General features: G+C 62.7%; 12 protein-coding genes. 6 read left to right on the top strand and 6 right to left on the bottom strand.

Annotation, left to right across the window (positions count from 1 at the left end; all coding sequences use genetic code 11):
• Window positions 1-20 precede the first annotated feature (20 nt).
• On the top strand, window positions 21-1265 hold the full coding sequence (gene metK / locus ABVV53_RS16870) for a methionine adenosyltransferase (protein WP_353985598.1): 1245 nt from the start codon (window positions 21-23) through the stop codon (window positions 1263-1265).
• A 5-nt stretch (window positions 1266-1270) separates the two neighbouring features.
• The gene (locus ABVV53_RS16865; RefSeq protein ID WP_353985597.1) at window positions 1271-2146 is read left to right on the top strand and encodes a sulfurtransferase; all 876 of its coding nucleotides are present in this window, start codon (window positions 1271-1273) and stop codon (window positions 2144-2146) included.
• 22 nt (window positions 2147-2168) lie between these two features.
• Here ABVV53_RS16865 and ABVV53_RS16860 read toward each other — a convergent pair whose 3' ends face one another.
• The 3 genes from ABVV53_RS16860 to ABVV53_RS16850 form a co-directional block, all read right to left on the bottom strand.
• Window positions 2169-2714 (bottom strand): glutathione peroxidase, encoded by a 546-nt coding sequence (locus tag ABVV53_RS16860; protein WP_353985596.1) that lies wholly within the window; start codon window positions 2712-2714, stop codon window positions 2169-2171.
• 77 nt (window positions 2715-2791) lie between these two features.
• The gene (locus ABVV53_RS16855; protein ID WP_353985595.1) at window positions 2792-3442 is read right to left on the bottom strand and encodes a CoA transferase subunit B; all 651 of its coding nucleotides are present in this window, start codon (window positions 3440-3442) and stop codon (window positions 2792-2794) included.
• The gene (locus ABVV53_RS16850) at window positions 3442-4161 is read right to left on the bottom strand and encodes a CoA transferase subunit A (RefSeq protein WP_353985594.1); all 720 of its coding nucleotides are present in this window, start codon (window positions 4159-4161) and stop codon (window positions 3442-3444) included. The genes ABVV53_RS16855 and ABVV53_RS16850 overlap by 1 nt, the downstream gene beginning before the upstream one ends.
• A gap of 168 nt (window positions 4162-4329) precedes the next feature.
• Between ABVV53_RS16850 and ABVV53_RS16845 the strand changes: the two genes are divergently transcribed.
• Both ABVV53_RS16845 and ABVV53_RS16840 read left to right on the top strand, forming a co-directional pair.
• A complete protein-coding gene (locus tag ABVV53_RS16845; RefSeq protein ID WP_353985593.1) occupies window positions 4330-5112 on the top strand; it encodes a universal stress protein in 783 nt (260 codons plus the stop codon).
• Between the two features lie 476 nt (window positions 5113-5588).
• A complete protein-coding gene (locus ABVV53_RS16840; protein ID WP_353985592.1) occupies window positions 5589-7898 on the top strand; it encodes a CDC48 family AAA ATPase in 2310 nt (769 codons plus the stop codon).
• Between the two features lie 90 nt (window positions 7899-7988).
• Here the strand turns inward: ABVV53_RS16840 and polA are convergent, their stop codons facing one another.
• Entirely contained in the window at window positions 7989-10844 is a 2856-nt protein-coding gene (gene polA, locus ABVV53_RS16835) for a DNA polymerase I (RefSeq protein ID WP_353985591.1), read from the bottom strand.
• A 236-nt stretch (window positions 10845-11080) separates the two neighbouring features.
• Between polA and ABVV53_RS16830 the strand changes: the two genes are divergently transcribed.
• Window positions 11081-11380, top strand: coding sequence for a hypothetical protein (locus ABVV53_RS16830; RefSeq protein ID WP_353985590.1), 300 nt, complete (start codon window positions 11081-11083; stop codon window positions 11378-11380).
• A gap of 187 nt (window positions 11381-11567) precedes the next feature.
• Window positions 11568-12095, top strand: coding sequence for a molybdenum cofactor guanylyltransferase (gene mobA, locus ABVV53_RS16825; RefSeq protein ID WP_353985589.1), 528 nt, complete (start codon window positions 11568-11570; stop codon window positions 12093-12095).
• Here mobA and ABVV53_RS16820 read toward each other — a convergent pair.
• Together ABVV53_RS16820 and ABVV53_RS16815 are read right to left on the bottom strand one after the other, a co-directional pair.
• Entirely contained in the window at window positions 12092-12760 is a 669-nt protein-coding gene (locus ABVV53_RS16820; RefSeq protein ID WP_353985588.1) for a winged helix-turn-helix domain-containing protein, read from the bottom strand. The genes mobA and ABVV53_RS16820 overlap by 4 nt on opposite strands.
• Before the next feature lie 132 nt (window positions 12761-12892).
• Window positions 12893-14092 (bottom strand): LL-diaminopimelate aminotransferase, encoded by a 1200-nt coding sequence (locus tag ABVV53_RS16815; RefSeq protein ID WP_353985587.1) that lies wholly within the window; start codon window positions 14090-14092, stop codon window positions 12893-12895.
• Window positions 14093-14119: the final 27 nt, after the last annotated feature.

The following is a 14119-nucleotide window of genomic DNA, read 5'->3' as shown; positions in this document are numbered from 1 at the left end:
CTTTATATGATGGGTGACCGATGCGTAAAAACTATGTCTTCACCTCCGAAAGCGTCTCCGAGGGCCACCCGGACAAAGTCGCTGACCAGATCTCTGACGCGATCGTGGACCTCTTCCTTTCAAAGGACCCAGAGGCGCGCATAGCTTGTGAGACACTGACCACCACGCAGCGAGTCGTCCTGGCAGGTGAGATCCGCTGCAAAGGCGTTTACGAGAACGGCGAGTGGGCCCCCGGCGCGCTTGAGGAGATCGAAGCGACAGTGCGCGAGGTCGTCCGCCAGATCGGCTATGAGCAGGAAGGCTTCCACTGGAAGACGTTCGAGTTCAGCAATTGCCTCCACGGCCAGTCCGCCCATATCGCGCAAGGCGTGGACGCCAGCGGTAACAAGGACGAAGGTGCTGGCGATCAGGGCATCATGTTTGGTTTCGCTTGTGACGAGACTCCCGATCTGATGCCGGCCACCCTCGACTACAGCCACAAGATTCTACAGCGGATGTCGGATGACCGGCACTCCGGCGCGGCGCCGTTCCTGGAACCCGACGCGAAAAGCCAGGTGACCCTGCGCTTTGAAAACGGCCGCCCGGCAGCCGCTACGGCCATCGTGGTCTCTACCCAGCACAAGGAAGGCTGGGACTCGGGCGAAAAAGAGGCCGAGCTCAAGGCTTACGTAAAGAACGTTGTGGCCGAAGTGCTTCCCGCCGAGCTTCTGTCGGACCAGACCGTCTACCACATCAATCCGACCGGCAGCTTCGTGATCGGCGGCCCTGATGGCGATGCCGGCCTGACCGGGCGTAAGATTATCGTGGACACCTACGGCGGCGCATCGCCCCATGGTGGCGGCGCCTTTTCTGGCAAGGACCCGACGAAGGTTGATCGTTCGGCAGCTTACGTCACGCGTTACCTGGCAAAGAACGTGGTTGCCGCAGGCCTTGCGCGCCGCTGCACAATTCAGGTTTCCTATGCCATCGGCATCTCCTCTCCGCTATCGCTCTATGTCGACACGCACGGCACAGGGACAGTGGCGGACCCGGTGTTGGAGGCCGCGATCGTACAAGTCGCGGCAGACAAGCTGGGCGGCCTTACTCCGCGAGGCATTCGCGTTGGGCTGGGCCTGAACAAGCCCATCTATCGTTCAAGCGCGGCTTACGGCCACTTCGGGCGCAAGCCCGAGGGTGAACTCTTCCCGTGGGAGCGCACGGATCTTGGCGAGGCGCTGTTGGCAGCCGTCGCTCAAGAGAGCGGAAAGCTGGAGCCTGCTGAATAAGCCCGATGCCGAGAATAAGCGGGGGAGCCTACGAGACTGTCATCTCCGTCGAGACCTTGCGTGAAGTTCTGGCCAACGGCGACGACCTGCTTCTGATCGGTTGCGAATTCGATCTCGCCGATCCGGTGCGGGGCCTTGAGCTCTTTCGTGAAGGTCATCTGCCGGGCGCGCGTTATGTCGATCTGGAGCAGGACCTGTCTGGGCTGGTGAGCGGAGGCGGTGGCCGGCATCCGCTCCCCGCCCGGACTGCCTTCGCAGCCACGATGCGCCGGCTGGGGCTTTGCTCCGGCCGGCAAGTCGTCGCCTACGATGGTAGCGGCGGGATGTATGCAGCGCGGCTCTGGTGGATGCTCCGGTGGCTCGGCCATTCGCCCGTGGCCGTGCTCGACGGTGGCAAACAAGCCTGGATAGAAGCCGGGTTACCGATCGAGGTGGGTGAGCCGCCTGTCGCGCGCCAAGGCGACATTGCACCCGGTGCCCCGCTCGTGGGGGAGCCTGTGACGGCTGACGAACTGCTCGCAGATCTCACGCGTGACGATCTGCAGGTGATTGATGCCCGCGACCCGAAGCGCTTTGCGGGCGAGCCTCATCCGCTGGATGCAGTCTCCGGGCACATTCCCGGAGCAAGCAACAGGTTCTTTCGCGACAATCTCGACAAAGACGGCCGCTTTCGCTCGCCAACGGAATTAGCTGAGGCATTCCAGAAGGCGCTCTCTGGCAAGGCGCCCCACCAGAGCGTTCTGCAATGCGGTTCCGGCGTAACCGCATGCCACAATGCGCTTGCCATGGAACTAGCCGGCCTCAAGGGGGCCAGGCTCTACCCGGGCTCGTGGAGCGAGTGGACCTCCGATCCGTCCCGGCCAATCGCCAAGGGGGCGTGATGCCCCCTCAGCGTCCGGCGGTTCACTTCTTCAGTTCAGCCTCGATCGCGGAGACCAGTACGGGATCATCGGGGGTCATCGCCGGCGCGAAGCGGCCGACTACCGATCCGTCGCGTCCGATCAGGAACTTCTCGAAGTTCCAGAGGACCTCGGGATCGTCGTTCGGCGTCATGCCGTAGCCCTTGAAGCGCTCTTTCATCCCATCGACGTCGCCCTGCTTTGTCGGCACAGACTCAGTCAAGGCGGCATAGAGGGGCTGCTTGTCGGGTCCGCTGACAGGTGCCTTGGTGAAGAGAGGGAAAGAGACGCCGTAGTTCACTTGGCAGAACTCCTCGATCTCCTCATGCGAGCCGGGCTCCTGTGCGCCGAAGTCGTTGGCGGGAAAGCCGAGCACCTCGAAGCCCTGATCCTTGTAGCTCTTGTAGAGCTTTTCCAGACCCTCGTACTGGGGCGTGAGTCCGCACTTCGAAGCCACGTTGACCACGAGCAGGACTTTGCCGGCATGATCGCCAAGAGTGTCGGGCGCACCATTGATGCGGGTCAGTGGAACTGCTGCGAGGTCGGCCATGCTGTGATCTCCCAATGATGAGGGAGGAGTTATGGGGCCGACCCATGACCGCTGCAAGACATCGCTAAGATGCGTTTCTAGCTCTCATAGCGCGCCGTGGTCTTTGCCGCGACCTCCTCTGCGGTAACTCCGGGCGCCAGTTCGATCAGGCGGAACGGGCTGGCGTGATCGGGGCGTGCGAAGACACACATGTCGGTGACGATCATGTCCACCACGTTCTTCCCGGTAAGGGGCAAGGTACAAGCGGGGATGAACTTGGGATCGCCGTTCTTCGAAGTGTGCTCCATCACGACGATGATCTTCTTCACGCCAGCGACCAGGTCCATCGCTCCGCCCATGCCCTTGATCATCTTGCCCGGGATCATCCAGTTGGCGATGTCGCCATTCTCGGCCACTTCCATGGCGCCGAGCACGGCCAGGTCGATGTGCCCTCCACGGATCATCGCGAAGCTCGTCGCACTATCGAAGTAGGCCGAGTGTGGCAGCTCGCTGACAGTCTGCTTGCCCGCGTTGATGAGGTCGGGGTCAACTTCATCAGGGTAGGGGAAGGGGCCGATGCCCAGCATGCCATTCTCGGACTGCAGCGTCACTGTCATGCCCTTGGGCACATGGTTCGCGACGAGAGTGGGGATGCCGATGCCGAGGTTGACGTAGAAGCCGTCCTGCAGCTCCTGCGCGGCACGGGCGGCCATTTCGTCGCGGGTCCAGCCTTTGCTTTCCTGAGGCATCAGACGGTCTCCCTCTCGCGCGTGGTCGTGAACTCGATTTTCTTGTCGTACGGAGCCCCAACGATCATCCGCTGCACGAAGACGCCGGGTAGGTGGATGGCGTCAGGATCCAGCGAGCCAGTGGGCACGATCTCTTCCACTTCAACGACGCAGATCTTGCCACAAGTGGCGGCCGGGACGTTGAAGTTGCGCGCGGTCTTGCGGAACATCACGTTGCCGGTCTCATCCGCCTTCCAGGCCTTCACCAGAGACAGATCGGCAAAGATGCCTCGCTCCAGCACGTATTCCTCTTCGCCATTCCGACCGGCCAGAACTTTGGTTTCCTTACCTTCGGCGATGAGAGTGCCGACGCCGGTCTTGGTATAGAAGCCGGGGATACCGGCACCGCCAGCACGCAGTCTCTCTGCCAGAGTACCCTGCGGGCAGAATTCCACCTGGAGTTCACCCGAGAGGTACTGGCGCTCAAACTCCTTGTTCTCGCCAACGTAGGACGAGATCATCTTCTTTACCTGCTTGGTGCGCAGCAGTTTGCCGATGCCTTCGTTGTCGATGCCGGCATTGTTAGAGGCGAAAGTCAGATCCTTGACCCCGCTGTCGCGGACGGCGTCGAGCAGTCGTTCGGGGATGCCGCACAAGCCGAAGCCGCCGGCGGCAATCAGCAGCCCGTCCCTTAGCAGGCCGTCAAGCGCGGCGGTGGCGTCGGGGTAAAGCTTGTTCATGGGCGGCCTCCCTGCTGGCTTCGCATTTTGCGCTGCAGCGCGCTTCCTGCTGCCGATAGCCCAAGCGTTACGCGAAGGTCCAGTTCCCGATCCCGCCTTTTGACTTGCGTCATGGAGTTTGAAATCCTGCCCACGGTAAGTCCGTGCGAGATGAAGGAGGAGAAAGGCATGCGTTCGATACTCGTTAGCGGTGAAGCCGGCCCCGGAACCGAAGTGCGCTTGCAAGCCGCTCTTGGTCTTGCACGATCATTCGGCGCGCATCTCACCGTCTTGTTCAGCCTGCCTGTATCCCGATATGTCGCCTTCGACGGCATCGGCGGCAGCTACATCGTCGGTGATGCCTTGGAGCAGGCCCGCAAGGACGAAGACGAGGCAGTGGCTGCCCTGGAGCAGCGCCTGACTCGCGAAGGGGTGCCGTTCGATTTGGTGCGTAGCGAAGAAGAACCCGGCGCTGCTCTGGCGTCAGCGGCGCGACTGGCAGACCTGGTCGTCCTTTCACGCTCAGGCCCGATCGCCGGTGACGTTGCTATGATGGGGCAAGTTCCGGTGCTTGCGCTGCCGGACGAAGGTCACGTCGTGCTGCCGCCCCGCCGTGCCTGCATTGGCTGGAACGGCGGGGATGAAGCCGCAGCGGCAGTGCGGGCGGCTGTGCCGCTTCTGGTCAACTGCGAAACCGTGGAAGTGATTCGTATCGCAGAGAAGCCCGGCGGGTTTCCCGGGACGGACGTGCTGCGCTATCTCTCGCGTTACGGCATCAGGGCAGAGCTAAAGGAAGTCGAACCTGATGGATCGGTGGAAGAAACCCTTGCCCTTGCGGTGAAACAAGCGCGCGCCGATCTCCTCGTGATTGGTGCTTACGGCAAGAGCCGCTTGCGGGAGTATCTGTTCGGCGGCGTAACAGCGCACTTCCTTCAGCACGAAGCCTCACCCCCATTGCTGCTCATCCACTGACGCAGGAAGTTTATCCTGGATGCTCGTCCAGCTCATGTATGCTGCAATGCAGCGATATGGCCGAAGACACTTATGAGCTATGTTGATCCTCAAAGAGAGGGGGCTCACGTGAGACCGGATCACGCTGCCATTCTCGACTTAGAATGCCGTTAAACGACGGGAATCATGCATGTTCGCCCGCTTTGTCAGCGGCGATTGCGTTTCATGCAACCATGATCGAGCTTTTCGCATTTGCACAAAATCACCGCTGGCAGCATATAGAACTCGCCTTTCAGGCATCCTCTCCCAAAACTTCCAAGGCCCGGTCGGTATCCGATCGGGCCTTTTTTTCATCCTGAACATCGTTGCCAGCGCGAGGTCCGCGCTGCGATCCGGAATCGAACGATTGCGCGGCGGCTCGTTTGAAATGTTTCGATCGCGTCCCTAGTTCGGCTCCGGCCCGCGATGGGCCGGATGTAACGCGAGGGGGTTCAAGCATGGCCGACGCTGCGATCCAGTCTGAGGACAGGACGATCAAGCTTCAAGTGGCGGCGGCGCGCCAAGAAGAGAGCGGCCACGGTATCGCGCGACTTTCGCGCGCCTCGCTCTCGGCCATCGGCGCTATGGAAGGCGACGTTCTGGAGATCACCGGGAAGAGCATGACCGTGGCTCGCGCCATGCTCGGCTATCCCGAGGACGAGGAGCTTCAGGTCATTCGCCTCGACGGCCTTCAGCGCGGCAATGCCGAGGTTGGTTCGGGTGAGCACGTAAAAGTGAGCAAGGCCGAATCGCGGCCCGCCCAGCGCGTCGTCTTCGCGCCTGCGCACAAGGAAATGCGGCTGCAGGGGCCGGCACAAGCTCTGAAGCGGAACTTTTTCGGTCGGTCGATGGTGCAGGGTGACCTCGTCGCCACCACCGGCCAGCAGCAAGTCGCCGATCTGCCGCCCCAGCTGCAGCGCATGTTCAACGCGCCAGCGTATTCTCTGACGCAGATACGTCTGAACGTCGTTTCGACAGTTCCCAAGGGCATCGTCCACATCGACGAGAATACCGAGGTGGAACTGCGCGAAGTCTACGAGGAAGCGCAGGGGCCTCGCGGTGACATCAACTATGACGATGTCGGCGGCATGGGAGACACCATCCGTCAATTGCGCGAGATGGTGGAGCTTCCGCTGCGCTACCCCGAACTTTTCACCCGGCTTGGGGTCGATCCGCCGAAGGGTGTGCTCCTGCACGGTCCGCCGGGCACCGGCAAGACGCGCTTGGCCCAAGCGGTCGCGAACGAAAGCGATGCCAGCTTCCATTCGATCAACGGCCCCGAGATCATGGGCTCCGGCTACGGAGAGAGCGAAAAGGCGCTCCGCGAAGTTTTCGAGGAGGCGACCAAATCCGCCCCCGCGATCATCTTCATCGATGAGATCGATTCAATCGCGCCCAAGCGCAGCCAGGTTCACGGCGAGGCGGAAAAGCGCCTGGTCGCTCAGCTGCTGACACTGATGGATGGGCTCAATTCGCGTGCCCATGTGGTTGTGATCGCGGCTACCAATCGGCCGGACGCGATTGATGAGGCACTGCGCCGTCCGGGCCGCTTCGACCGCGAGATTGTGATCGGCGTTCCCGACGAAAGCGGCCGGCGAGAGATCCTGGGCATCCACACCCGCGGCATGCCGCTGGGTTCAGGCGTGAACCTGAGCGAGTTGGCCCGCACTACTCACGGCTTCGTCGGTGCTGATCTGGCGGCGCTGGCGCGCGAGGCGGCAATCGATGCGGTGCGCCGCATCATGCCCAAGCTTGACCTTGAAGCACGCACAATACCGCCCGAAGTGCTGGAGAGCCTCTCGGTCGAACGCGACGATTTCCTTGCCGCGCTGAAGCGGGTGCAGCCTTCGGCGATGCGCGAAGTCATGGTGCAAGTGCCCAATATCGGTTGGGCCGACATCGGCGGCTTGGACAATGCGCAGATGAAGCTGCGCGAGGGCGTGGAACTGCCGCTCAAGGATCCGGCGAGCTTTCACCGGCTCGGGATACGTCCGGCGAAGGGCTTCTTGCTCTATGGGCCGCCGGGCACCGGCAAGACGCTGCTGGCCAAAGCGGTGGCGAAGGAGGCGGAAGCCAACTTCATCTCGATCAAGTCGTCCGACTTGCTTAGCAAGTGGTACGGCGAAAGCGAGCAGCAGATCGCCAAGCTGTTCAGCCGCGCCCGCCAGGTTGCGCCTTGCGTGATCTTCATCGACGAGATCGACAGCCTCGTGCCCGCGCGCGGCAATTCCATGGGCGAGCCGCAAGTAACCTCTCGCGTCGTTAACACGATGCTAGCGGAAATGGACGGCATGGAAGACATGCAGTCGATCGTCGTCATCGGCGCTACCAACCGCCCGGCGCTGGTCGACCCCGCGCTGCTGCGGCCGGGTCGCTTCGATGAACTGGTTTATGTCGGCACCCCCGACGAGGCGGGCCGCGCGCATATTTTGGGCATCCACACCGCACAGATGCCGCTCGAGGCCGATGTCGACCTGGACCGTATCGCTCGCCAGACCGAACGTTTCACCGGCGCCGATCTGGAGGACGTGGTCCGCCGTGCCGGCCTTAGCGCTATCCGCAAGCGGGGATCGGAGGTCAGCGCTGTCACGCGCGAAGACTTCGATGAAGCGCTGGAGGACAGCCGCGCCACTGTGACGCCTGAAATGGAGGAGGAGTACGCCCGCATGAAGGGCGAACTCAAACGGCGCGCTATGGCAGTCGAACCGATCGGCTTCATCGCGCCCGGCATGGTCGAGCCGCGAAGAGAGCGGAAACACGGCGACTGACGTCGCTCTCGTACCAAGTTGTTTCTTGACGTAAGCCCGGCCCATCATGGCCGGGCTTACTGCATCAGAGGCTTGTGCGATTGTCGGGCCTTAGTGCGCCGCGCCCCAACTAGCCCCGGACCCAATCTCCACGCCCAGCGGCACGTCCAGCTTCACTGCGGGCAGCGCGGCTTCGGCCATCACACGCTCGATAACCGGAGAGGCAGCAGCGACGTCGCGTTCCGGCAACTCGAAAACGAGTTCGTCGTGCACCTGCAGCAGCATGCGAACGTCCTTCAGGCCAGCATCTGCGAGCGCAGGCCCCATCCGTACCATGGCTCGCTTGATGATGTCGGCGCTGGTGCCTTGGATCGGCGCGTTGATCGCGGCGCGCTCTGAGCCTTGCCGCTCGGCCTGTGCCTTGGATGTGATCCGGGGGAACCAGGTCTTGCGGCCGAACAGCGTCTCCGAATAGCCGCGCTCGCGCACCAGTTCGAGAGTGGAGACAATGTAGCGCTGAATGCCGGGAAAACGCTCGAAATAGCGGTCGATCATCGCCTGCGCCTCATCCGCGCCTGTCCCCAGACGGCCCGCGAGGCCCCAGCGGGAGATCCCGTAGAGGATGGCGAAGTTGATCGTCTTGGCGCGACCGCGGGTATCGCGATCGACGGTGCCGAACATCTCCATCGCGGTGCGGGCGTGAATGTCCTCACCACTTGCGAAGGCCTCCTTGAGGGGCGGCACATCGGCCATGTGGGCGGCGAGCCGCAGCTCGATTTGCGAGTAGTCCGCTGATAGCAGGACATTGCCTGGTTCTGCCACGAAGCAGTCGCGGATCTGGCGGCCGATTTCGGTGCGGATCGGGATGTTTTGCAGGTTGGGGTCGGTTGAGGACAGGCGCCCGGTCTGCGCCCCGACCAGCGAGTAGCTGGTGTGCACGCGACCCGTCGCGGGGTTGATCGCTGCCTGCAGCGCCTCCGTGTACGTGGAGCGCAGCTTCGTCAGCTGCCGCCATTCCAGCACTTTGGTCGCAACCTCCGCGCCTTGGCTGGCGAGATTTTCGAGAATGGTCTGGTCCGTCGAATACTGGCCGGACTTGCCTTTGCGCCCTCCCTTATAGCCCATCTTGTCAAACAGGATGTCACCGAGCTGCTTGGGGCTGCCGATGGTGAACTCCTGCCCGCACAAGCCGAAGATTTCGCATTCCAGAGCGGAGACCGCCTCGGCGAATTGCTTGGACAGGCCGGCAAGTTTGTCTCGATCCACTTTGATCCCGTAACGCTCCATTTGCGCCACCACGGGGATCAGTGGGCGATCGACTCGTTCGTAAATGCGGGTGCCGCCTTCCAGCGAAAGCCGGGGGCGCAGCAGGCCGAGCAGGCGCCAGGTAACGTCGGCATCCTCGGCGGCGTAGCGGGTGGCGCGGTCGAGCGGGACTTCGCCGAACGGAATCGCCTTTTTGCCAGTGCCGCAGATTTCCTTGAAGGTTAAAGTCTTGTGGCTGAGGTGCCGCTCTGAAAGCTCGTCCATGCCGTGGCCGCCGCCAATGCCTTCGACCTGGCGTCCGGCGTCTAGGCAGAAGGAGATGATCATCGTGTCGTCCACGGGGGCTAGCGCTATGCCGTGGCGGGCAAGGACGTTGATGTCATACTTGATGTTCTGGCCGACCTTCAGGACCGCATCGCTCTCCAGCAAGGGCTTGAGCCGCGCCAGCGCCTCTTCGAACGGTACCTGCACCGGTCGTTCGGCGAACATATCAGTGCCACCGTGGTGGAGCGGGATATAGCATGCATCGTTCGGCCCCAGAGCCAGGCTGATGCCCGCAAGATCAGCGCGCATCGGGTCGAGCGCTGACGTTTCGGTGTCGATCGCCACAAGCCGCGCCTCGGCAGCACGGGCGATCCAGGCATCAAGTTCCGCAAGAGAGGTCACGCAAGTGTATGCGTCCAGATCAAGGGCCGGCCACTGGGGCATGGGCTGGCGGGCACCGCCTTCGACGGGGGCGACACCCGTGGTGACCGGTTTCGAGGGGTGCAATTGCGTGGCGCGCTCGGGGCTGCCGCGGCCGCCATCCAGCCGCTTGAGGAGGCTTGTAAAGCCATGGCGTGCAAGAAATGCAGCCAATGGTTCCGGCGGGATCGCCGTCAACCGGAAGTCTTCAAGCGGGATGGGAAGCGAGCAGTCTTCCTTGAGAGTTACAAGCTCCTTCGAGAGGCGCGCCATGTCGGCCTGTTCGATCAGCCGTTCCTGCAACTTGCCTTTCTTCATCGACGGTGCCGCTGCCAAGGCGGCTTCAAGATCTCCATAGTCCTGAATCAGCTTGCTGGCAGTCTTAGGACCGACACCGAAGACACCGGGCACATTGTCCACCGAATCGCCCATCAGGGCGAGCACATCGCCCACCTTCTCCGGTGGTACACCGAACTTCTCGACCACCTCAGGCACGTCGATCCGCTGATTCTTCATCGTGTCGAGCATGTCGATGCAGCCGCCTTCGACTCCGTCGCGAGGCTTGGCGCACTTGCCGACAAGTTGCATCAGATCCTTGTCGGACGAGACGATCGTCACGTCCCAGCCTTGCCGCGTCGCCTCACGTGCATAGCTGGCGATGATATCGTCCGCTTCGAAGCCCTCTTCCTCAATGCAGGCCAGGCTGAATGCGCGAGTGGCATCGCGTATCAGCGGAAACTGCGGGACGAGGTCCTCCGGCGGCGGCGGCCGATGCGCCTTGTATTGGTCGTAAAGGTCATTGCGGAACGAGGTGCTGGCCTTGTCGAGAATCACGGCCAGGTGTGTGGGGCCATCTGCCTTGTTCAGGTCCTCGGCCAGCTTCCACAGCATCGTCGTGTATCCGTAGACTGCGCCCACGGGCGTGCCTTGCGGGTCCGTAAGCGGCGGAAGACGGTGATAGGCGCGAAAGATGTAGGCCGACCCGTCGACCAGATAGAGATGCTGTTTTGGCTCCATGCGCGCTTCGTAGCAGTGCGCACGTAAGCCGTCAGCAGCTAGGTGCGCGTCGTCAGCAAGCTCAGCCAACCTTGGGGCCGAGCGGAACGGATGCGACGAGCCGTGCACCGCGAAACGACGGATGCTTGCATCAGCGCGAGAACCGCACTAACTGCCCAGTCGAAGTCTATCGGATTGGTAGGCTTTAGTGCGGGGCACCCTCGCACGTCCGGAAAATAGACCAAGGGTACAAGAAGATGCGCAAGATCGTTCTCGCTGCTGCGGCTGGCTTTGGCCTGCTGACGATGGCCGCTTGCTCCGAGCAGACGCAGGACGCCGCTGAGGCGACCGCGAGCTCGGCCGCTGACGACCTGGCCGTTGGCGCCAGTGATGCCGCCGACGCTGCCGGTGAAGCTGCTGTTGAGGCTTCGGAAGCTGCTGGCGAAGCTGCTGCTGCCGCTGAGGAAGCCGGCGCCAAGGCTGGTGATGCTGCCGACGACGCTGCCGCCGCTGCTGAGAGCGCCGCGGCTGATGCTGAAGCTGAGATGCAGCACTGAGGCCTTTTCGCGAGACTCAACGTCTCGCGAAGCCAATCTCGCAAGGAAGGCGCGCCGCTCCACGGCGCGCCTTTTTTGTTGGCTCTCTGCGGATCGGCAGCCGCAGGGCAACTATCGGGTCATCCGTCGTTTATGGTTCCGCTACGCCAGCAGGGCGGTGTCTGGAGCGGCGGAGAGGAGATCGAACGTGATTCTGGGAGCTGTACTGGCGGGCGGCCAATCGACGCGCTTCGGGAGCGACAAGGCGCTGGCTGAGTTCGAAGGCCACACATTGCTTTCGCATGCAGTGGACGCGCTCTCCGGCTGGTGTGACCATGTGGTTGTGGTGGGACGGGCCGAAGCCCCGGCTCCGACCCTGCCGGACTGGCCGCGCGCTGGAATGGGACCTCTCGGCGGCCTCGCTGCCGCGCTGCGCCTGGCCGTGGACGAAGGCTATTCTGCGGTTTTGAGCTGCGGGGTTGATTCGCTCGGCCTTCCGGACGACCTCCCGGATTTGCTGCGGAGCGCGCCGGCATGCCTGAAGGCGCAGCCGGTGGTGGGCTTGTGGCCCGCCAGCGCCGCGCCGCACATCGAGGCACTGCTGCACCGGGATCCGCCACATTCGCTGTACCGCCTGGCGCGGTCCATCGGTGCGCACTTCGTCGAGATCGAGCGGCCTCCTGCGAACGTCAACACCCCCGCAGATCTGGCGGCAGTGGTGCGGCGACACTCCTAACGCAGGCGGTAGGTGGGTAGTTGAAGAGAGGTCGGCTCCGGGAGAGACAGGCAGTAACCGCCGTTGGCCGTCGTGACCAGATGCGAGAGACCGGCAACGGAGAGCTTACTGCGCAGCCGCGACATCTGCACCGCGATGCTGTTCGTCTCTGGCATGAAACCTAGCTGCCATACATCCTGAATGAGCGTCTGCTTGCTCACCGGCCTGCCTAGCGTGTCCGCGAGGCGCCAGAGCAGCCCGAACTCACGGGGATTGAGGTCAAGAGTCTTGTTGTCGGCGAAGGCTTTGCGCGTCAGCAAATCCAGGCGAATAGGCCCGATGACTCGCTGGCGCGGAACCCAGGACGTCAGATCGAGCAATCGCCGTGCACGCGCGTGGTACTCCACGGTGCTGGTGCCATCGCCAACAGCATCACCAAAACCTGACTGCAAAAGCTCGGCGCGTTCACCCGGCGCGTTGACCCCGCTCACGAGCATGAGCCGGCGGGCTTCGTGGCAAGTCGATGTCAGCAGGCGCCCCCATTCGACCCTGTCGAGACCGCCGGCATCGATGACGGCAATGCAACGTACCGCCACCTCATCCGGGGCGGCCAGCTTCCACCCATCTCGGCGCAGATCCCACGCCTCAGAGATGACGTCGTCCGAAATCCAGCGGAAAGCACCCACTGCGTCCTCCATAGTTCCCGGGTCCGACCATTGGGCTGTTCAGGATTGATGGCCGGACCTGAGTGTCGGCGGGCGTGGTCCTCCGGTGCTCAGGGAACTAGGTAAATCTTCTTACAGGTAATCTGCTGGTGCTTAGCTTGCCGGGGTATTGATACCTTTGGAGGTCAGGTAACGCCTGATGTTACGCGCCGCCTGGCGCAGGCGCTGCTCGTTCTCGACCATGGCGATCCGCACGAAGCCTTCGCCGTCCTCGCCGTAGCCCACACCCGGCGCGACCGCGACGTCGGCATGGGTGAGCAATTCCTTCGAGAACTCCAGGCTTCCCATTTCGCGCAAGGCTGGCGGCAGCGGAGCCCACGCGAACATTGAGGCCTTGGGTGGCGGGATATCCCAGCCGGCGCGGCCGAATGCCTCGACCATTACGTCGCGGCGCTTCTGATACAGCTGCCGGTTCTTCTCTACGATGTCCTGCGGCCCGTTCAAGGCCGCACAGGCCGCTGCCTGAATCGGAGTAAAAGCCCCGTAATCAAGGTAGCTCTTCACCCGCGTCATGGCCGCGATAAGCTTCTGGTTGCCCACCGCGAAGCCCATGCGCCAACCGGCCATCGAGTAGGTCTTCGACATGGAGGTGAACTCGACCGCGACGTCCTTGGCGCCGGGAACTTCGAGGATCGATCGAGTGGGATTGCCGTCGTAGTAAAGCTCGGAATACGCGAGGTCCGACAGGACCCAGACTTTGTTCTCTTTCGCCCAGGCGACCAGCCGCTCGTAAAAAGCCAGGTCCACCGTCTCCGCAGTCGGGTTCGACGGATAGTTCACGACCAGGATCGAAGGCCGGGGCACCGTGAATGCCATCGCGCGGTCGAGCGAGCGCCAGTAGTCTTCGTCAGGCGTGGTCGGTACGGAGCGGATCGTCGCTCCGGCGATGATGAAGCCGAATGTGTGGATCGGATAGCTCGGATTGGGTGCGAGCACGACGTCGCCCGGCGCCGTGATCGCGGTAGCAAGGCTGGCGAGGCCCTCCTTGGAGCCCATGGTCACCACCACCTCGCGCTCGGGATCGACTTCAACTCCAAAGCGGTTGGCATAGTACTTCGCCTGCGCGCGACGCAGCCCGGGAATGCCCTTCGATTGCGAGTAGCCGTGCGCGCTCGCCTTCTGCGCGACTTCGCAAAGCTTATCGATAACGTGCTGCGGCGGCGGCAGATCGGGGTTGCCCATGCCTAGGTCGATGATGTCCTTGCCCGCCTGACGTGCTGCATGCCGCATCGCGTTGACTTCGGCGATGACGTAAGGCGGCAGTCGCTTGATGCGGTAGAACTCGTCTTCCATGACCTCTTGGCTTCCTTAAAGCGGCAC

Origin of the sequence: Novosphingobium kalidii, from assembly GCF_040534015.1 — a bacterium.
GTDB lineage: Bacteria > Pseudomonadota > Alphaproteobacteria > Sphingomonadales > Sphingomonadaceae > Novosphingobium > Novosphingobium kalidii.
The sequence above is the reverse complement of the archived record's forward strand: the minus strand, read 5'-3'. Positions and strand labels throughout refer to the sequence as shown.